This is a genomic window from Escherichia sp. WS3063, from assembly GCF_046486595.1.
GTDB classification, from domain to species: Bacteria; Pseudomonadota; Gammaproteobacteria; order Enterobacterales; family Enterobacteriaceae; genus Escherichia; species Escherichia coli.
Window position 1 is genome coordinate 114,286 of sequence record NZ_JBJQKY010000012.1, and the last position, 18,110, is coordinate 132,395.

General features: G+C 50.9%; 15 protein-coding genes. 8 read left to right on the top strand and 7 right to left on the bottom strand.

The genetic code is table 11. The features are described from left to right. Window positions 1–63: 63 nt before the first annotated feature. The 3 genes from mnmG to asnC form a co-directional block, all read right to left on the bottom strand. Window positions 64–1,953 (bottom strand): tRNA uridine-5-carboxymethylaminomethyl(34) synthesis enzyme MnmG, encoded by a 1,890-nt coding sequence (gene mnmG, locus ACJHYW_RS13850; protein WP_000499788.1) that lies wholly within the window; start codon window positions 1,951–1,953, stop codon window positions 64–66. A 378-nt stretch (window positions 1,954–2,331) separates the two neighbouring features. Further along, on the bottom strand, window positions 2,332–2,775 hold the full coding sequence (gene mioC, locus ACJHYW_RS13855) for an FMN-binding protein MioC (RefSeq protein ID WP_000763742.1): 444 nt from the start codon (window positions 2,773–2,775) through the stop codon (window positions 2,332–2,334). An 89-nt stretch (window positions 2,776–2,864) separates the two neighbouring features. Next, a complete protein-coding gene (gene asnC / locus ACJHYW_RS13860; RefSeq protein ID WP_000432970.1) occupies window positions 2,865–3,323 on the bottom strand; it encodes a transcriptional regulator AsnC in 459 nt (152 codons plus the stop codon). A gap of 151 nt (window positions 3,324–3,474) precedes the next feature. Between asnC and asnA the strand changes: the two genes are divergently transcribed. Then, entirely contained in the window at window positions 3,475–4,467 is a 993-nt protein-coding gene (gene asnA / locus ACJHYW_RS13865) for an aspartate--ammonia ligase (protein ID WP_000845107.1), read from the top strand. 4 nt (window positions 4,468–4,471) lie between these two features. On the opposite strand, the gene viaA is transcribed toward asnA, so the two are convergent. Then, window positions 4,472–5,923, bottom strand: a complete 1,452-nt coding sequence (viaA, locus tag ACJHYW_RS13870; protein ID WP_000956632.1) for an ATPase RavA stimulator ViaA — start codon at window positions 5,921–5,923, stop codon at window positions 4,472–4,474. Next, on the bottom strand, window positions 5,917–7,413 hold the full coding sequence (ravA, locus tag ACJHYW_RS13875) for an ATPase RavA (protein WP_001361792.1): 1,497 nt from the start codon (window positions 7,411–7,413) through the stop codon (window positions 5,917–5,919). Before ravA ends, viaA begins: the two co-directional genes overlap by 7 nt. A gap of 222 nt (window positions 7,414–7,635) precedes the next feature. Between ravA and kup the strand changes: the two genes are divergently transcribed. The 7 genes from kup to rbsR all read left to right on the top strand — a co-directional run bounded on the left by kup (window position 7,636) and on the right by rbsR (window position 15,539). Continuing rightward, on the top strand, window positions 7,636–9,504 hold the full coding sequence (gene kup / locus ACJHYW_RS13880) for a low affinity potassium transporter Kup (RefSeq protein WP_000102319.1): 1,869 nt from the start codon (window positions 7,636–7,638) through the stop codon (window positions 9,502–9,504). A gap of 166 nt (window positions 9,505–9,670) precedes the next feature. Continuing rightward, window positions 9,671–10,090 (top strand): D-ribose pyranase, encoded by a 420-nt coding sequence (gene rbsD, locus ACJHYW_RS13885; protein ID WP_000715936.1) that lies wholly within the window; start codon window positions 9,671–9,673, stop codon window positions 10,088–10,090. Window positions 10,091–10,097: 7 nt separating this feature from the next. Beyond that, window positions 10,098–11,603, top strand: coding sequence for a ribose ABC transporter ATP-binding protein RbsA (gene rbsA / locus ACJHYW_RS13890; RefSeq protein WP_000387770.1), 1,506 nt, complete (start codon window positions 10,098–10,100; stop codon window positions 11,601–11,603). Window positions 11,604–11,607: 4 nt separating this feature from the next. After that, window positions 11,608–12,573, top strand: a complete 966-nt coding sequence (rbsC, locus tag ACJHYW_RS13895) for a ribose ABC transporter permease (RefSeq protein WP_000211858.1) — start codon at window positions 11,608–11,610, stop codon at window positions 12,571–12,573. A gap of 24 nt (window positions 12,574–12,597) precedes the next feature. Continuing rightward, the gene (gene rbsB / locus ACJHYW_RS13900; protein WP_001056273.1) at window positions 12,598–13,488 is read left to right on the top strand and encodes a ribose ABC transporter substrate-binding protein RbsB; all 891 of its coding nucleotides are present in this window, start codon (window positions 12,598–12,600) and stop codon (window positions 13,486–13,488) included. A gap of 125 nt (window positions 13,489–13,613) precedes the next feature. After that, a complete protein-coding gene (gene rbsK / locus ACJHYW_RS13905) occupies window positions 13,614–14,543 on the top strand; it encodes a ribokinase (protein WP_001361791.1) in 930 nt (309 codons plus the stop codon). A 3-nt stretch (window positions 14,544–14,546) separates the two neighbouring features. Beyond that, a complete protein-coding gene (rbsR, locus tag ACJHYW_RS13910) occupies window positions 14,547–15,539 on the top strand; it encodes a ribose operon transcriptional repressor RbsR (protein ID WP_000224500.1) in 993 nt (330 codons plus the stop codon). Here rbsR and mdtD read toward each other — a convergent pair. Then, window positions 15,505–16,932 carry a multidrug transporter subunit MdtD gene (mdtD, locus tag ACJHYW_RS13915; RefSeq protein ID WP_061092921.1) on the bottom strand — a complete coding sequence of 476 codons (1,428 nt, stop codon included), beginning with the start codon at window positions 16,930–16,932 and terminating at the stop codon, window positions 15,505–15,507. The two genes, rbsR and mdtD, sit on opposite strands and share 35 nt — an antisense overlap. A 22-nt stretch (window positions 16,933–16,954) precedes the next feature. After that, window positions 16,955–17,647 carry a FadR/GntR family transcriptional regulator gene (locus tag ACJHYW_RS13920; RefSeq protein WP_001131177.1) on the bottom strand — a complete coding sequence of 231 codons (693 nt, stop codon included), beginning with the start codon at window positions 17,645–17,647 and terminating at the stop codon, window positions 16,955–16,957. Between the last annotated feature and the right edge of the window lie 463 nt (window positions 17,648–18,110).

The window sequence follows — 18,110 nt, forward strand, 5'->3', positions numbered from 1 at the left end:
GGTGATTACCTGTTCTTGATGCGTTGCCTGGTAAGCGGGTGCTTACCAGGCATTTTTAATGCGTTATGCGCTACGACGCAGCATACCCTGTTTTTTCAGCCACACCAGCAGAATGGAGATAGCCGCAGGCGTGACGCCAGAAATACGCGAAGCCTGGCCAATAGAGGCCGGTTTGTGATCGTTAAGTTTGGCGATCACTTCGTTAGAAAGACCGGATACCTGGCGGTAATCCAGCGTCGCTGGTAGCAGGGTGTTCTCGTTACGCAGTTGCTTTTCGATCTCATCTTGCTGGCGCGCGATATAACCTTCGTATTTAACCTGAATCTCAACCTGTTCCGCCGCCTGTTCGTCTGTCAACGCAGGGGCAAACGGCGTCAGCGTGGTTAATTTTTCATAAGTCATTTCCGGACGACGCAGCAGATCTTCACCACTGGCTTCACGGGAAAGTGGCGCAGTCAGGTGAGCATTCACTTCGGCTGCAGCTTCCGCCGACGGGGTTACCCAGGTCGATTTCAGACGCTGACGCTCACGCTCGATATTCTCAAGTTTCTCGTTAAAGCGCGCCCAACGTTCGTCATCCACCAGGCCCAGTTCACGACCGATTTCAGTCAAACGCAGATCCGCATTATCTTCGCGCAGCATCAGACGATATTCTGCGCGCGAGGTAAACATACGATACGGTTCTTTGGTTCCTAAAGTGCACAGGTCATCAACCAGTACGCCGAGATACGCCTGAGAACGCGCCGGAGCCCAACCTTCTTTGTCTGCAGACAGACGGGCAGCGTTAAGACCAGCCAGCAAACCTTGCGCAGCGGCTTCTTCGTAACCGGTAGTGCCGTTAATCTGACCAGCAAAGAACAGCCCCTGGATAAACTTGCTCTCCAGCGTCGGTTTCAGGTCGCGTGGATCGAAGAAGTCATACTCAATGGCATAACCCGGACGCACGATCTTCGCGTTTTCCATCCCCTGCATGGAGCGGACGATTTGCATCTGCACATCGAACGGCAGGCTGGTGGAGATACCGTTCGGATAAATTTCATTAGAGGTCAGTCCTTCCGGTTCAAGGAAGATCTGATGCTGATTTCTGTCGGCGAAGCGCATGACTTTGTCTTCGATCGACGGGCAGTAGCGTGGGCCGACACCTTCGATCACCCCTGCATACATTGGGCTACGATCGAGGTTACTGCGGATCACATCATGGGTTTTCTCGTTGGTATGAGTGATATAACACGGCACCTGCTGGGGATGCTGGGACGCATTGCCCATAAACGAGAATACCGGCATTGGGTTATCGCCATGCTGTTGCGCCAGCACACTAAAGTCGATAGTTCGAGCATCAATACGCGGTGGTGTCCCGGTTTTCAGACGACCAACGCGCAGCGGCAGTTCACGCAAACGGCGAGAAAGCGGAATGGACGGCGGATCACCAGCACGGCCACCGCTGTAATTATCCAGACCGATATGAATTTTACCGTCGAGGAACGTCCCAACGGTGAGCACGACGGCTTTGGCACGGAACTTCAGTCCCATTTGGGTAACAGCACCGACCACGCGATCGTTTTCGACAATAAGATCTTCAACCGCCTGCTGGAAGATCATCAGGTTCGGTTGGTTCTCCAGCGCCGTACGTACCGCCTGACGGTAGAGCACACGATCCGCCTGAGCTCGGGTAGCGCGAACCGCCGGTCCTTTGCTTGCGTTTAGTATCCTAAACTGGATACCCGCTTGATCGATCGCTTTCGCCATCAGACCGCCGAGTGCATCCACTTCTTTTACCAGATGTCCCTTCCCAATACCGCCGATCGCCGGGTTGCAGCTCATCTGCCCCAGAGTGTCGATATTGTGTGTCAAAAGCAGAGTCTGTTGACCCATACGCGCCGCGGCCATCGCGGCCTCGGTGCCTGCATGACCCCCGCCAATGATGATGACGTCAAAAGGATCCGGATAAAACATGGTGATTGCCTCGCATAACGCGGTATGAAAATGGATTGAAGCCCGGGCCGTGGATTCTACTCAACTTTGTCGGCTTGAGAAAGACCTGGGATCCTGGGTATTAAAAAGAAGATCTATTTATTTAGAGATCTGTTCTATTGTGATCTCTTATTAGGATCGCACTGCCCTGTGGATAACAAGGATCCGGCTTTTAAGATCAACAACCTGGAAAGGATCATTAACTGTGAATGATCGGTGATCCTGGACAGTATAAGCTGGGATCAGAATGAGGGGTTATACACAACTCAAAAACTGAACAACCGTTGTTCTTTGGATAACTACCGGTTGATCCAAGCTTCCTGACAGAGTTATCCACAGTGGATCGCACGATCTGTATACTTATTTGAGTAAATTAATCCACGATCCCAGCCATTCTTCTGCCGGATCTTCCGGAATGTCGTGATCAAGAATGTTGATCTTCAGTGTTTCGCCCGTCTGTTTTGCACCGGAATTTTTGAGTTCAGCCTCGAGTTTATCAATAGCCCCACAAAAGGTGTCATATTCACGACTACCAATACCGATTGCGCCAAAGCGGACCGCAGAAAGATCGGGCTTCTGTTCCTGCAATGCTTCATAGAAAGGAGAAAGGTTGTCCGGAATATCTCCGGCACCGTGGGTGGAGCTGATAACCAGCCAGATCCCCGAGGCAGATAAATCTTCCAACAGCGGACCGTGCAGCGTTTCGGTGGTAAAACCCGCCTCTTCCAGCTTTTCAGCCAGGTGTTCTGCTACATATTCGGCACCGCCGAGGGTGCTGCCGCTGATAAGAGTGATATCTGCCATAAACCGCCACCTTTATTAAGAGTGGCGTATTGTACGCTGTGAACGCGTTGGGATCTACCTGTGGAAAAGTATGGGATTAAAAAAGCCGATCAGGGCTTAATGGTACGCATGATCGGGTTCTGCAGGACGATCAGTGTCTCGGTGGACTGAATTTCATCAATTGTTTGGATCTTGTTGATAAGTACATGCTGGAGAGCATCGATCGAACGGCACATCACTTTTATAAAGATGCTGTAGTGGCCGGTTGTGTAATAGGCTTCAGTGACTTCATCGAGGCTTTCCAGCTTTGCCAGCGCGGAAGGATAGTCTTTGGCGCTCTTTAATATAATGCCGATAAAGCAGCCTACGTCATAACCAAGCTGCTTCGGGCTGACATCAATACGCGCCCCGGTAATGATCCCCGCCTGCTTCATTTTCTCTACTCGAACGTGAATCGTCCCCGGACTGACGCCAAATTGTTTCGCCAGTTCGGCGTAAGCGGTGCGCGCATTGCCCATTAATGCTTCCAGGATGCCTCGGTCCAGATTGTCGATCAGATAATTTTCCATAGGATTTTCTTATGCGGATTGATGATTCATTCTATTTTAGCCTTCTTTTTTAATGAATCAAAAGTACGTTAGGCTTTTTATTGAATGATTATTGCATGTATGTCGGTTTTTGTTGCTTAATCATAAGCAACAGGACGCAGGAGTATAAAAAATGAAAACCGCTTACATTGCCAAACAACGTCAAATTAGCTTCGTGAAATCTCACTTTTCTCGTCAACTGGAAGAACGTCTGGGGCTGATCGAAGTCCAGGCGCCGATTCTTAGCCGTGTGGGGGATGGCACGCAGGATAACTTGTCGGGCTGTGAAAAAGCGGTGCAGGTAAAAGTGAAAGCTCTGCCTGATGCCCAGTTCGAAGTGGTTCATTCACTGGCGAAGTGGAAACGTCAGACCTTAGGGCAACACGACTTCAGCGCGGGCGAAGGGCTGTACACGCACATGAAAGCCCTTCGCCCCGATGAAGACCGTCTTTCCCCGTTGCACTCGGTCTATGTTGATCAGTGGGACTGGGAACGCGTAATGGGCGACGGCGAGCGTCAATTCTCGACTCTGAAAAGCACGGTAGAGGCGATCTGGGCGGGAATTAAAGCAACCGAAGCTGCAGTTAGCGAAGAGTTTGGCCTGGCACCGTTCCTGCCGGATCAGATCCACTTCGTACACAGCCAGGAGTTACTGTCTCGTTATCCGGATCTCGATGCCAAAGGGCGTGAGCGGGCGATTGCGAAAGATCTTGGCGCGGTATTCCTCGTCGGGATTGGCGGCAAGTTGAGTGATGGTCATCGCCACGACGTGCGCGCACCGGATTATGATGACTGGAGCACCCCGTCAGAGCTGGGCCATGCGGGTCTGAACGGCGATATTCTGGTATGGAACCCGGTACTGGAAGATGCGTTTGAGCTTTCTTCCATGGGGATCCGCGTGGATGCCGACACGCTGAAGCATCAGCTGGCGCTGACCGGTGACGAAGATCGCCTGCAGCTGGAGTGGCATCAGGCGCTGCTGCGCGGTGAAATGCCGCAGACCATCGGCGGCGGTATCGGGCAGTCTCGTTTGACCATGCTGCTGCTGCAACTGCCACATATCGGCCAGGTTCAGTGTGGTGTATGGCCGGCAGCTGTTCGCGAGAGCGTCCCTTCTCTGCTGTAATAATTTATCGCCGCCAGCGTCTGAGCAGGCGGCTTCGCATCCCGGTATCAAAGCGCCAGATATGATCGAAAATGCGCATGATGCCGGGTTTGCCATGTGCCGACATCGCCACGGCATGAAAGCGATGCTGATGTACCCGCTGCAACTCTTTCACTTTGCTCGTCACGTCGTCAGGCAATCGCTGGGCGATAAAATCAGAAATCACCACCGCATCGGCATCAAACCATTCCCGGCTTTGCAAGCGTTCCATAATGGCGCGAAAACAACTGGCCAGATCGGTGCCGCCACGAAACTGCTGGCTTAAAAAACGGATTGCTTGTTCGATGCCTTGTGGGCCTGAAAGCTCATAACGGACGATCTCGGTGGAAAATAGCATAATATAGCAGCGCCGGTTTTCAGCGAGAGCAATGCGCATCAAGGCCAGGCAGAACGCTTTCGCACACTGTTCATTAAAGCCGCCCATTGAGCCGGAAGTATCCACACAGACAATAAACGGTCCGCGCGGCTGTTCGTCGTAATCTTTATGTACCACCGGACGTTCGATCACTTTTTCTCGCCATGACTCACCGTGCAGGCGATAGGTGAGCAACTGTTTTTCCACCAGCCGACGGTAAAACTCATACTCCAGTTCTGTTATCCCTAGTGTCGCCAGTTCTGGCGGCAGGAGACGTAAAATATCATCGCTTTGTTGCAGACCATCAACCTGCTCAGGAACCGTCGCCGGTTCGCGCACCAGGGTGCGGAAGGTTTCCATCTGCGCATCGTTGCGCGGTATTGATTTGGCTTCCCGGGAACGCCCCAGCTGTTCTGCCAGACGTTTCAGTTCCGGCTGTTCGTTAAGAAATTCACCGTATTTCACAATCAACTGATAGTCGCCACGTTTAAGCTGACCGGCGCTCATATCCCACAGACGACCAGCTGCGGTATTGTTATCTGCGAGAATCGGTTCAAGTTGCCCGCTCAGCGTCATGCGTTCCTGAACTTCACTCAACAGTTGTTCGCGTTCTTCTTCTAATAGCTGCTGATTTAACGTCGTTGCTTGCACGATCAGGCTTAAACGCCAGCGCTGGAGAAAAAGCGTGTGTAACGCTGAAGTGATCGTACTGTTAGCATCAACCAACTGTCGGGCTTGTTCTGCCCATGGGGAATTCAGACGATGCAGTAAGTCCAGGATCTGTGGTAGCTGCACAATAAACTGCGGCGTGGAGAGGAGCTGGCTTTGCTGATAGCACATCACCTCTTCGGTGAGTTCCGGCGGGACTCGGGCATCTTTCAGCCGACTGCGCAGCGCCTCACGCCAGCGGGGAACATCATCAGTGATAGCCGCCTTCAGTCGTGGGAATTTTTCAAAGAAGACCGCCAGCTGCGGTGAGGCCAGCAGCGCGATGATCATCTCTTCGATCAATCCCTCTTCGCTGACGGCCAGCATCACATTAAGCGTATCCAGCGTTAGCATTGTTGCGCCTGGCGAATCTGTGCACCGACATCCTGTAGGCTGGCTTCAATGCGACCTAACCAGTCGCCAGGGATAAACAGACATTTTTGCTGTTCGCTGAATAAAGCGTGTTGCTTGCGCCAGTCGCTTTCAAGCTCTTCCAGTTGTTGTTTTATTTCACCTGGCAGACCTTCAGCCGATGAACCGGGAAGTGCCAGCGTACTGCCTTGTAAACTTACATCGCGTACAACAAGATGTTGGGTGCTATCAACTTCCAGATTCAGTTTCTGGGCAAAGCCGATACCGTTTAGTTTGCCGCGAATTTCACCACCTTTGCTCAGCCACTGTTCCAGCGCGCTACGCTCAAAGGTGATATGAACCACTTCCATATCATGCAGTTTTAACGGTTTTTGCAGCAGCAGAGTCAGAGTGGAAGCAGTAACGTTAACAGGGAGTTGATACTGCTGACGACGGCTGAAAATGCCGCCCAGACGAATTACCGTTAAGGCTGTTTTATCGCTTTGTTGCTGCTGTAGTTGCAGGTGACGTTGCACAATCGCGCCCAGGCGGGTCAACATCCCTTGCTGTTGCCAGGCATGACCGGTCATCAATACATCGATTTGTTGTTGTATCAAATTCAGGCTTTGCGCGTCATACCACAGGCAATCTTTCAGCAAAATGAGATCAACCGGGGCAACAGCACTGCGACCGCTAAAAAAGGCGCTGGCCTGCAATAATCGAATCGCTTTTTTCCAGCGACGATCCGAGACATAAGGCGCATCCGGTAATTTATCCAGTTGCTGGCGCAGCATAAAAATCAGCTCAAATACATGATCGGGCAGCGTAATTTCACCAATCTCTTTCTGCCAGCGTTCATATTCTTCATCTGTGACCTGCAAGGAGGCAGGAACCGGATTGTCGTTTTCATCCTGTTGACTGGTCAGCATGGAGCGGAAATTCGCTTTATCCTGCACTTTATCTAACCACAGACGAATCAGCATGCGGTCATATAACGCTTCCAGACTGCTGTCTGCTTCCGGCAGCTCGTTGGAGGCCGCCACCAGCAGGCGCATCGGGATTTTTTCTACGTGTGCACCGTTGCGGAACTGGCGCTCGTTAATGGCGGTGAGCAGGGTATTAAGAATTGCCGGACCCGCTTTCCAGATCTCATCCAGAAAGACGATTTCTGCTTCCGGCAGGTAACCGCTGGTTAAACGTTCATAGCGCCCTTCATCTTTTAGCGCCTGAATAGAAAGGGGACCAAAAACCTCTTCCGGCGTGGAGAAGCGAGTCATCAGATATTCAAACGCGCGGGCATTCTGAAAGGCGAATTTTAAGCGCCGGGCGATCAAACTTTTGGCAATACCTGGCGGGCCAAGGAGGAACACACTTTCACCACTTAATGCCGCTAATAAACACAAGCGGATGGCGTGGCTACGTTCATAAAGCCCCTTTTCCAACGAACTGCTCAGGCGGGAAATTCTTTCCGCTAATAAATGAGGGTGAGCCATAATGAAGTGGCGTCCTTTCGTCAAAAGTTCTGCGTAAATTGCGAGTATAGACGTTTCTTGCTGGTGGCTAAAATAGTCTCAAAGGGGGGGTATTTTTCTTTGAGCCAGGTTAATGTGGCCGCATTTAGGAGTACGATTTTGCCGTTAATCGTGCATACTGTGCGCTTTTTTGTGGGCCAAGGGACTAAGCACACATTTCATATTTCAACGAAAGACTAGTCTATGAGCACTGATAATAAGCAATCATTGCCCGCGATTACCCTCGCGGCGATTGGAGTTGTCTACGGCGATATTGGTACCAGCCCGTTATATACACTTCGTGAATGTTTGTCCGGCCAGTTTGGTTTTGGCGTTGAACGCGATGCCGTGTTTGGCTTTTTATCGCTGATCTTCTGGCTGCTAATCTTTGTGGTTTCCATTAAATATCTCACCTTCGTGATGCGGGCAGATAACGCCGGTGAAGGGGGGATCCTGACGTTGATGTCGCTTGCCGGGCGTAATACGTCGGCGCGAACCACATCAATGCTGGTGATTATGGGGCTAATCGGCGGCAGCTTTTTCTATGGTGAAGTCGTCATAACACCCGCTATTTCGGTGATGTCAGCCATTGAAGGTCTGGAAATCGTCGCCCCGCAGCTGGATACCTGGATAGTTCCCCTCTCAATTATCGTTCTCACTTTATTATTTATGATTCAAAAACATGGCACGGCTATGGTCGGTAAGCTGTTTGCGCCGATCATGCTGACCTGGTTTTTGATTCTGGCAGGGCTGGGGTTACGTAGCATTATTGCTAACCCGGAAGTGCTGCATGCACTGAATCCGATGTGGGCGGTGCATTTCTTCCTTGAATACAAAACGGTTTCTTTTATTGCATTAGGGGCAGTGGTGCTGTCGATTACGGGGGTCGAGGCGCTGTATGCCGATATGGGGCACTTTGGTAAGTTCCCTATTCGCCTGGCGTGGTTCACCGTCGTATTACCTTCCTTAACCCTTAATTACTTCGGCCAGGGAGCGCTGTTGCTAAAGAACCCGGAAGCGATTAAGAACCCGTTCTTCCTGTTGGCACCGGACTGGGCGCTGATCCCGCTGCTGATCATCGCCGCACTGGCGACGGTAATTGCCTCGCAGGCGGTTATCTCTGGCGTCTTCTCATTGACGCGTCAGGCGGTACGTCTGGGATATTTGTCGCCGATGCGCATTATTCACACCTCCGAAATGGAGTCAGGGCAAATCTATATTCCGTTTGTGAACTGGATGCTCTATGTCGCGGTCGTGATTGTGATTGTCAGCTTTGAGCACTCCAGCAACCTGGCGGCGGCGTACGGGATTGCGGTGACCGGAACCATGGTGCTGACGTCTATTCTCTCGACTACCGTGGCACGTCAGAACTGGCACTGGAATAAGTATTTTGTTGCGCTGATCCTGATTGCTTTCCTTTGTGTCGATATTCCATTGTTCACCGCTAACCTCGATAAACTGCTCTCCGGCGGCTGGTTGCCATTGAGCCTCGGTACGGTGATGTTTATCGTGATGACCACCTGGAAGAGCGAGCGTTTCCGCTTGCTGCGGCGGATGCATGAACATGGTAACTCTCTGGAAGCGATGATTGCTTCGCTGGAGAAATCACCGCCTGTTCGCGTGCCCGGGACCGCGGTGTATATGTCACGTGCAATCAACGTCATTCCCTTTGCGCTGATGCATAACCTTAAACATAACAAGGTATTGCATGAGCGGGTGATTCTGTTAACTCTGCGCACCGAAGACGCGCCTTATGTCCATAACGTCCGTCGGGTACAGATTGAACAACTGTCGCCCACTTTCTGGCGCGTGGTGGCAAGTTATGGTTGGCGAGAAACGCCAAACGTGGAAGAAGTTTTCCACCGCTGCGGTCTGGAAGGATTAAGTTGCCGGATGATGGAAACCTCCTTCTTTATGTCGCATGAGTCGTTGATCCTCGGCAAACGCCCGTGGTATTTGCGTCTGCGCGGCAAGCTGTACTTGCTGCTGCAACGTAATGCGCTGCGTGCGCCGGATCAATTTGAAATCCCGCCAAACAGGGTTATCGAACTGGGTACTCAGGTCGAAATCTAACGCCAGACGCCTCCTTTCTCCATAAGGGGGCGTTTTTGTTTTCATGGTTAATCACCATGTAAAACGTTTCGAAGTTGATCACATTTCCGTAACGTCACGATGGTTTTCCCAACTCAGTCAGGATTAAACTGCGGGTCAGCGAAACGTTTCGCTGATGGAGAAAAAAATGAAAAAAGGCACCGTTCTTAATTCTGATATTTCATCGGTGATCTCCCGTCTGGGACATACCGATACGCTGGTGGTGTGTGATGCTGGTTTACCCATCCCCAAAAGTACAACGCGTATCGATATGGCATTAACCCAGGGGGTACCTTCTTTTATGCAGGTGCTGGGCGTCGTCACAAATGAAATGCAGGTCGAAGCTGCCATTATCGCGGAAGAGATCAAACAACATAATCCGCAACTCCACGAAACGTTGCTCACTCACCTTGAGCAGCTGCAAAAACACCAGGGAAATACCATTGAAATTCGTTACACCACGCATGAACAATTCAAACAACAAACCGCAGAAAGTCAGGCGGTAATTCGCAGCGGAGAATGTTCTCCGTATGCGAATATCATTCTCTGTGCTGGCGTGACGTTCTGAGGCCGTCATGGAAGCATTACTTCAGCTTAAAGGCATCGATAAAGCCTTCCCGGGCGTAAAAGCCCTCTCGGGCGCAGCGTTAAATGTCTATCCGGGCCGCGTGATGGCGCTGGTGGGCGAAAACGGCGCGGGTAAATCCACCATGATGAAAGTGCTTACTGGTATCTATACTCGCGATGCCGGCACGCTTTTATGGCTGGGGAAAGAAACGACATTTACCGGGCCGAAATCTTCCCAGGAAGCCGGGATTGGGATTATCCACCAGGAACTGAACCTGATCCCGCAGTTAACCATTGCCGAAAACATTTTCCTCGGTCGTGAGTTTGTTAATCGCTTTGGCAAAATTGACTGGAAAACCATGTATGCCGAAGCGGATAAATTGCTGGCTAAACTTAACCTGCGCTTTAAAAGCGACAAGCTGGTGGGCGATCTTTCCATCGGTGACCAGCAAATGGTTGAAATCGCCAAAGTGCTGAGCTTTGAGTCGAAAGTCATCATTATGGATGAACCGACCGATGCGCTGACCGATACCGAAACCGAATCCTTGTTCCGCGTCATCCGCGAGCTGAAATCGCAAGGCCGCGGTATTGTCTATATCTCCCACCGCATGAAAGAAATCTTCGAGATTTGCGATGACGTTACCGTTTTTCGTGACGGGCAATTTATTGCTGAGCGTGAAGTAGCATCACTGACCGAAGATTCGCTGATTGAGATGATGGTGGGTCGCAAGCTGGAAGATCAATATCCGCACCTGGACAAAGCGCCAGGAGATATTCGCCTGAAAGTCGATAATCTCTGCGGACCTGGCGTTAACGATGTCTCTTTTACTTTACGCAAAGGCGAAATTCTTGGCGTCTCTGGTTTGATGGGTGCAGGTCGTACCGAACTGATGAAAGTGCTCTACGGCGCACTGCCGCGCACCAGCGGTTACGTCACCCTGGATGGGCATGAAGTCGTTACCCGTTCACCGCAGGATGGCCTGGCAAACGGCATTGTGTATATCTCCGAAGACCGTAAACGTGACGGTTTAGTGCTGGGCATGTCAGTAAAAGAGAACATGTCGCTGACAGCGCTGCGCTACTTCAGCCGCGCTGGCGGCAGTTTGAAGCATGCCGATGAACAGCAGGCAGTAAGTGATTTCATTCGTCTGTTTAATGTGAAAACGCCGTCAATGGAACAGGCAATTGGTCTGCTCTCCGGTGGCAATCAGCAAAAAGTGGCGATTGCCCGTGGTCTGATGACACGCCCCAAAGTGTTGATCCTCGATGAGCCTACCCGTGGCGTAGATGTCGGCGCGAAAAAAGAGATCTATCAACTGATTAACCAGTTCAAAGCCGATGGCTTGAGCATCATTCTGGTGTCATCGGAGATGCCAGAAGTATTAGGCATGAGCGATCGCATCATCGTCATGCATGAAGGGCATCTCAGCGGGGAATTTACTCGTGAGCAGGCCACCCAGGAAGTGTTAATGGCTGCCGCTGTGGGCAAGCTTAATCGCGTGAATCAGGAGTAAAAAAATGACAACCCAGACTGTCTCTGGTCGCCGTTATTTCACGAAAGCGTGGCTGATGGAGCAGAAATCGCTTATCGCTCTGCTGGTGCTGATCGCGATTGTCTCGACGTTAAGCCCGAACTTTTTCACCATCAATAACTTATTCAATATTCTCCAGCAAACCTCGGTGAACGCCATTATGGCAGTCGGGATGACGCTGGTGATCCTGACGTCGGGCATCGACTTGTCGGTAGGTTCTCTATTGGCGCTGACCGGCGCAGTTGCTGCATCTATCGTTGGCATTGAAGTCAATGCGCTGGTGGCTGTCGCTGCCGCTCTCGCGTTAGGTGCCGCAATTGGTGCGGTAACCGGGGTGATTGTAGCGAAAGGTCGCGTCCAGGCCTTTATCGCTACGCTGGTTATGATGCTTTTACTGCGCGGCGTGACCATGGTTTATACCAACGGTAGCCCAGTGAATACTGGCTTTACTGAGAACGCCGATCTGTTTGGCTGGTTTGGTATTGGTCGTCCGCTGGGCGTACCGACGCCAGTCTGGATCATGGGAATTGTCTTCCTCGCGGCCTGGTACATGCTGCATCACACGCGTCTGGGGCGTTACATCTACGCGCTGGGCGGCAACGAAGCGGCAACGCGTCTTTCTGGTATCAACGTCAATAAAATCAAAATCATCGTCTATTCTCTTTGTGGTCTGCTGGCATCGCTGGCCGGGATCATTGAAGTGGCGCGTCTCTCCTCCGCACAACCCACGGCGGGGACTGGCTATGAGCTGGATGCTATTGCTGCGGTGGTTCTGGGCGGTACGAGTCTGGCGGGCGGAAAAGGTCGCATTGTTGGGACGTTGATCGGCGCATTAATTCTTGGCTTCCTTAATAATGGATTGAATTTGTTAGGTGTTTCCTCCTATTACCAGATGATCGTCAAAGCGGTGGTGATTTTGCTGGCGGTGCTGGTAGACAACAAAAAGCAGTAATAACGACTACAGGACATCTTGAATATGAACATGAAAAAACTGGCTACCCTGGTTTCCGCTGTTGCGCTAAGCGCCACCGTCAGTGCGAATGCGATGGCAAAAGATACCATCGCGCTGGTGGTCTCCACGCTTAACAACCCGTTCTTTGTATCGCTGAAAGATGGCGCGCAGAAAGAGGCGGATAAACTTGGCTATAACCTGGTGGTGCTGGACTCCCAGAACAACCCGGCGAAAGAGCTGGCGAACGTGCAGGACTTAACCGTTCGCGGCACCAAAATTCTGCTGATTAACCCGACCGACTCCGACGCAGTGGGTAATGCTGTGAAGATGGCTAACCAGGCGAACATCCCGGTTATCACTCTTGACCGCCAGGCAACGAAAGGTGAAGTGGTGAGCCACATTGCTTCTGATAACGTACTGGGCGGCAAAATCGCCGGTGATTACATCGCGAAGAAAGCGGGTGAAGGTGCCAAAGTTATCGAGCTGCAAGGCATTGCCGGTACATCTGCAGCCCGTGAACGTGGCGAAGGCTTCCAGCAGGCTGTTGCTGCTCACAAGTTTAATGTTCTTGCCAGCCAGCCAGCAGATTTTGATCGCACTAAAGGTTTGAACGTAATGCAGAACCTGTTGACCGCACATCCGGATGTTCAGGCTGTATTCGCGCAGAATGATGAAATGGCGCTGGGCGCGCTGCGCGCACTGCAAACTGCCGGTAAATCGGATGTGATGGTCGTCGGATTTGACGGTACACCGGATGGCGAAAAAGCGGTGAATGATGGCAAACTAGCAGCGACTATCGCTCAGCTACCCGATCAGATTGGCGCGAAAGGCGTCGAAACCGCAGATAAAGTACTGAAAGGCGAGAAAGTTCAGGCTAAGTATCCGGTTGATCTGAAACTGGTTGTTAAGCAGTAGTTTTAATCAGGTTGTATGACCTGATGGTGACATAAATACGGCATCGACAGATGAACGTGTAATATAAAGAAAAGCAGGGCACGCGCCACCCTAACACGGTGGCGCATTTTATGGACATCCCGAATATGCAAAACGCAGGCAGCCTCGTTGTTCTTGGCAGCATTAATGCTGACCACATTCTTAATCTTCAATCTTTTCCTACCCCAGGCGAAACCGTAACCGGTAACCACTATCAGGTTGCATTTGGCGGCAAAGGCGCGAATCAGGCGGTGGCTGCTGGGCGTAGCGGTGCGAATATCGCGTTTATTGCCTGTACGGGCGATGACAGTATTGGTGAGAGCGTTCGCCAGCAGCTCGCCACTGATAACATCGATATTTCTCCGGTCAGCGTGATCAAAGGCGAATCAACAGGTGTGGCGCTGATTTTTGTTAATGGCGAAGGTGAGAATGTCATTGGTATTCATGCCGGCGCTAATGCTGCCCTTTCCCCTGCGCTGGTGGAAGCGCAACGTGAGCGTATTGCCAACGCGTCAGCATTATTAATGCAGCTGGAATCACCACTCGAAAGTGTGATGGCAGCGGCGAAAATCGCCCATCAAAATAAGACTATCGTTGCGCTTAACCCGGCTCCGGCTCGCGAACTTCCTGACGAACTGCTGGCACTGGTGGACATTATTACGCCAAACGAAACGGAAGCAGAAAAGCTCACCGGTATTCGTGTTGAAAATGATGAAGATGCAGCGAAAGCGGCGCAGGTACTGCATGAAAAAGGTATCCGTACTGTACTGATTACTTTAGGAAGTCGTGGTGTATGGGCTAGCGTGAATGGTGAAGGTCAGCGCGTTCCTGGATTCCGGGTGCAGGCTGTCGATACCATTGCTGCCGGAGATACTTTTAACGGCGCGTTAATCACGGCGTTGCTGGAAGAAAAAACATTGCCAGAGGCGATTCGTTTTGCCCATGCCGCCGCTGCGATTGCCGTAACACGTAAAGGCGCACAACCTTCCGTACCGTGGCGTGAAGAGATCGACGCATTTTTAGACAGGCAGAGGTGACGCTTGGCTACAATGAAAGATGTTGCCCGCCAGGCGGGCGTTTCTACCTCAACAGTTTCTCACGTTATCAATAAAGATCGCTTCGTCAGTGAAGCGATTACCGCCAAAGTTGAAGCGGCGATTAAAGAACTCAATTACGCGCCATCAGCTCTGGCGCGTAGCCTCAAACTCAATCAAACACATACCATCGGCATGTTGATCACTGCCAGTACCAATCCTTTCTATTCAGAACTGGTGCGTGGCGTTGAACGCAGCTGCTTCGAACGCGGTTATAGTCTCGTCCTTTGCAATACCGAAGGCGATGAACAACGGATGAATCGCAATCTGGAAACGCTGATGCAAAAACGCGTTGATGGCTTGCTGTTACTGTGCACCGAAACGCATCAGCCTTCGCGTGAAATCATGCAACGTTATCCGACAGTGCCTACTGTGATGATGGACTGGGCTCCGTTCGATGGCGACAGCGATCTTATTCAGGATAACTCGTTGCTGGGTGGAGACTTAGCAACGCAATATCTGATCGATAAAGGTCATACCCGTATCGCCTGTATTACCGGTCCGCTGGATAAAACTCCGGCGCGCCTGCGGTTGGAAGGTTATCGGGCGGCGATGAAACGTGCGGGTCTCAACATTCCTGATGGCTATGAAGTCACTGGTGATTTTGAATTTAACGGCGGGTTTGACGCCATGCGCCAACTGTTATCACATCCGCTGCGTCCTCAGGCCGTCTTTACCGGAAATGACGCTATGGCTGTTGGCGTTTACCAGGCGTTATATCAGGCAGAGTTACAGGTTCCGCAGGATATCGCGGTGATTGGCTATGACGATATCGAACTGGCAAGCTTTATGACGCCACCATTAACCACTATCCATCAACCGAAAGATGAACTGGGGGAGCTGGCGATTGATGTACTCATCCATCGGATAACCCAACCGACCCTTCAGCAACAACGATTACAACTTACTCCGATTCTGATGGAACGCGGTTCGGCTTAGATTTACGCTGTCTTTTGATCAAATTATTACCATCGGTTGTTTTCAGAAGCATGAACATTGCTGCTGAAGCAATAGTAATAATGCCCATTGTGATAAACGTATAGTGGAATTGTTCGACAGTCGTTGTGCCTTCCATCCCTTCATAAACGCGAAGGACGGCCGCACTTACAGCAACGCCTAAACTGATAGACAGTTGCTGCGTGACCGCCAGAACACTGTTACCGCTGCTGGCGTTGTCATCGGTCAGATCGGCAAGTGTGATGGTATTCATCGCGGTAAATTGCGTCGACATAGCCATCCCTAATATAAACAACGGCAAGATCAGCATCCATATCGCCATTGCTGGTGATTGCAAAGAGAACTGAGCGATCATTAGCCCAATAATCACCGTGATCCCCACTAACGTATGGCGATAGCCCAGACGACGTAAGACTTGGGTAACCATCGATTTTGCAATAATGGAACCTAACGCTGTCGGTGCCATCATACAGCCAGCAATAAACGCCTGATAACCAAATCCTACCTGTAACATCAATGGTATAAGGAACGGTACACAACCGGTCCCCAGACGGGTTGCAATATTGCCTACGATACCGATCGAGAAAGTGCGGGTTTTAAATAAATCTAATGAAATTAATGGGTTTTGCGTGCGTCGTGCATGGAGAATATAGAGAAGCAGTAACCCGATGCTGGTGACAATTACCGTCAAGGCAATCCAACTGGCGACAATCTTTTCCCCGAATAGCTCTATTCCGCTTGAGAAGAGAACAAGGCTAAGGCCAAACAGCAAAAAGCCAGTGATATCGAATCTGCGTCGTGCGGTGGTGAAATTGGGCATATGTTTGCGCGCGTAAAGAAGGCCCGCAATACCTATGGGGATATTGATTAAAAATATCCAGTGCCAGGTTGCCCAGGTGACCAGCACGCCGCCAAGAACGGGGCCTAAAATTGGCCCCACCAGACCCGGCATGGCGACAAAATTCAATACAGGAAGAAGCTCATTACGAGGATAAGCGCGCAGTAAGGCCAGCCGAGCAACAGGCATCATCATTGCGCCGCCTATCCCCTGAATAACCCGGAAGACAACCAGCTGTGGTAGCGAGTTAGAAAGTGCGCAGGCCAGAGAACCCAACGTGAACAGACTCACGGCAAGGGTAAATATGCGACGCGTACCGAAGCGATCGGCTAGCCATCCGCTTACCGGAATAAGCATCGCCACCGTCAGCGTATAACTGATGATGGCTGATTGCATCGCGAGAGGAGAACGATTAAGGCTATGAGCGATTGCGGGTAAGGCGGTATTCAGAATAGTGGCATCAAGTGCCTGCATGAAGAAGGCCATCGCCGCGATCCACGGCAAACCCGCCATACTGCGCTTCTTTTTATCGCTCATTCAATGTCCTGTTATCGGGTTATCACTTATCTGGTGAGCGTAGCAGCGCCTGACAAGCTTTAAATGCCGCGTCGCCATCGCTTTGGATAATCGCATCGACAATCGCCTGGTGCAGATCCAGCTTTATCACTGTGTCGCTGGTTATTGACGTGAAGTAAGTGTGATAAACCGAATGGAATAGCGAGGCGAATGAGGTCAAAAACGGATTGGCGCTCATTTCATAGATATGCTCATGCCAGGCCATATCGACCTCAATCCAGCGTTCACGGCGAAAGTTCTCTTTTAATGCCACCATTTCGGCCATTAACGTATTGAGATGCGCCTTCTGTTCCGCGGTGCCAACCGTTGCAGCCAGTAGGCAAGCTTGCGGCTCCAGACAGATACGCATAACCAGAAAGTGATCGATGACCTGATGAAAGTTCTCTTCTGTCATCCACCAGGTAAGCAATTCCTGATCAAGAAAATTCCAGTTTGATTGTGGCATGACCCGGGTACCAATTCGCGGTCGCGGTAAAACCATCCCTTTTGCCGTTAACGTTTTGACCGCTTCGCGTACCGCTGTACGACTCACTCCAAATTGCTCGCCCAGCTCAATCTCACCAGGCAAAATGGTGCCGGGTTCATATTCACCTTTTAAGATGCGTTGCGCCAGCTTCTCAGCCAGAACATACGAAAGGTTTTTCTGTGCAGCTAACTGTTGTGCGCTTAAAGGCATTACTAATCTTCCTTTTTCTTTTTATTCCTCCTTAGTATGCCACCAGGAAGTGTGATTACGGTTGCAAAAACGGCAAATTGCTTGTTTTATGGCACATTAACGGGGCTTTTGCTGAAAAAATGCGCGGTCAGAAAATTATTTTAAATTTCCTCTTGTCAGGCCGGAATAACTCCCTATAATGCGCCACCACTGACACGGAACAACGGCAAACACGCCGCCGGGTCAGCGGGGTTCTCCTGAGAATCTCAACAGAGAAAAGCAAAAAAATGCTTGACTCTGTAGCGGGAAAGTGTATTATGCACACCCCGCGCCGCTGAGAAAAAGCGAAGCGGCACTGCTCTTTAACAATTTATCAGACAATCTGTGTGGGCACTCGAAGATACGGATTCTTAACGTCGCAAGACGAAAAATGAATACCAAGTCTCAAGAGTGAACACGTAATTCATTACGAAGTTTAATTCTT

Bases quoted from the DNA above. Each gene is read 5' to 3' on its own strand.
- rbsA (WP_000387770.1), top strand. From the start codon at position 10,098: ATGGAAGCATTACTTCAGCTTAAAGGCATCGATAAAGCCTTCCCGGGC.
- asnC (WP_000432970.1), bottom strand. From the start codon at position 3,323: ATGGAAAATTATCTGATCGACAATCTGGACCGAGGCATCCTGGAAGCA.
- rbsK (WP_001361791.1), top strand. From the start codon at position 13,614: ATGCAAAACGCAGGCAGCCTCGTTGTTCTTGGCAGCATTAATGCTGAC.
- mioC (WP_000763742.1), bottom strand. From the start codon at position 2,775: ATGGCAGATATCACTCTTATCAGCGGCAGCACCCTCGGCGGTGCCGAA.
- rbsB (WP_001056273.1), top strand. From the start codon at position 12,598: ATGAACATGAAAAAACTGGCTACCCTGGTTTCCGCTGTTGCGCTAAGC.
- mdtD (WP_061092921.1), bottom strand. From the start codon at position 16,932: ATGAGCGATAAAAAGAAGCGCAGTATGGCGGGTTTGCCGTGGATCGCG.
- kup (WP_000102319.1), top strand. From the start codon at position 7,636: ATGAGCACTGATAATAAGCAATCATTGCCCGCGATTACCCTCGCGGCG.
- rbsC (WP_000211858.1), top strand. From the start codon at position 11,608: ATGACAACCCAGACTGTCTCTGGTCGCCGTTATTTCACGAAAGCGTGG.
- ACJHYW_RS13920 (WP_001131177.1), bottom strand. From the start codon at position 17,647: ATGCCTTTAAGCGCACAACAGTTAGCTGCACAGAAAAACCTTTCGTAT.
- viaA (WP_000956632.1), bottom strand. From the start codon at position 5,923: ATGCTAACGCTGGATACGCTTAATGTGATGCTGGCCGTCAGCGAAGAG.
- rbsD (WP_000715936.1), top strand. From the start codon at position 9,671: ATGAAAAAAGGCACCGTTCTTAATTCTGATATTTCATCGGTGATCTCC.
- ravA (WP_001361792.1), bottom strand. From the start codon at position 7,413: ATGGCTCACCCTCATTTATTAGCGGAAAGAATTTCCCGCCTGAGCAGT.
- asnA (WP_000845107.1), top strand. From the start codon at position 3,475: ATGAAAACCGCTTACATTGCCAAACAACGTCAAATTAGCTTCGTGAAA.
- mnmG (WP_000499788.1), bottom strand. From the start codon at position 1,953: ATGTTTTATCCGGATCCTTTTGACGTCATCATCATTGGCGGGGGTCAT.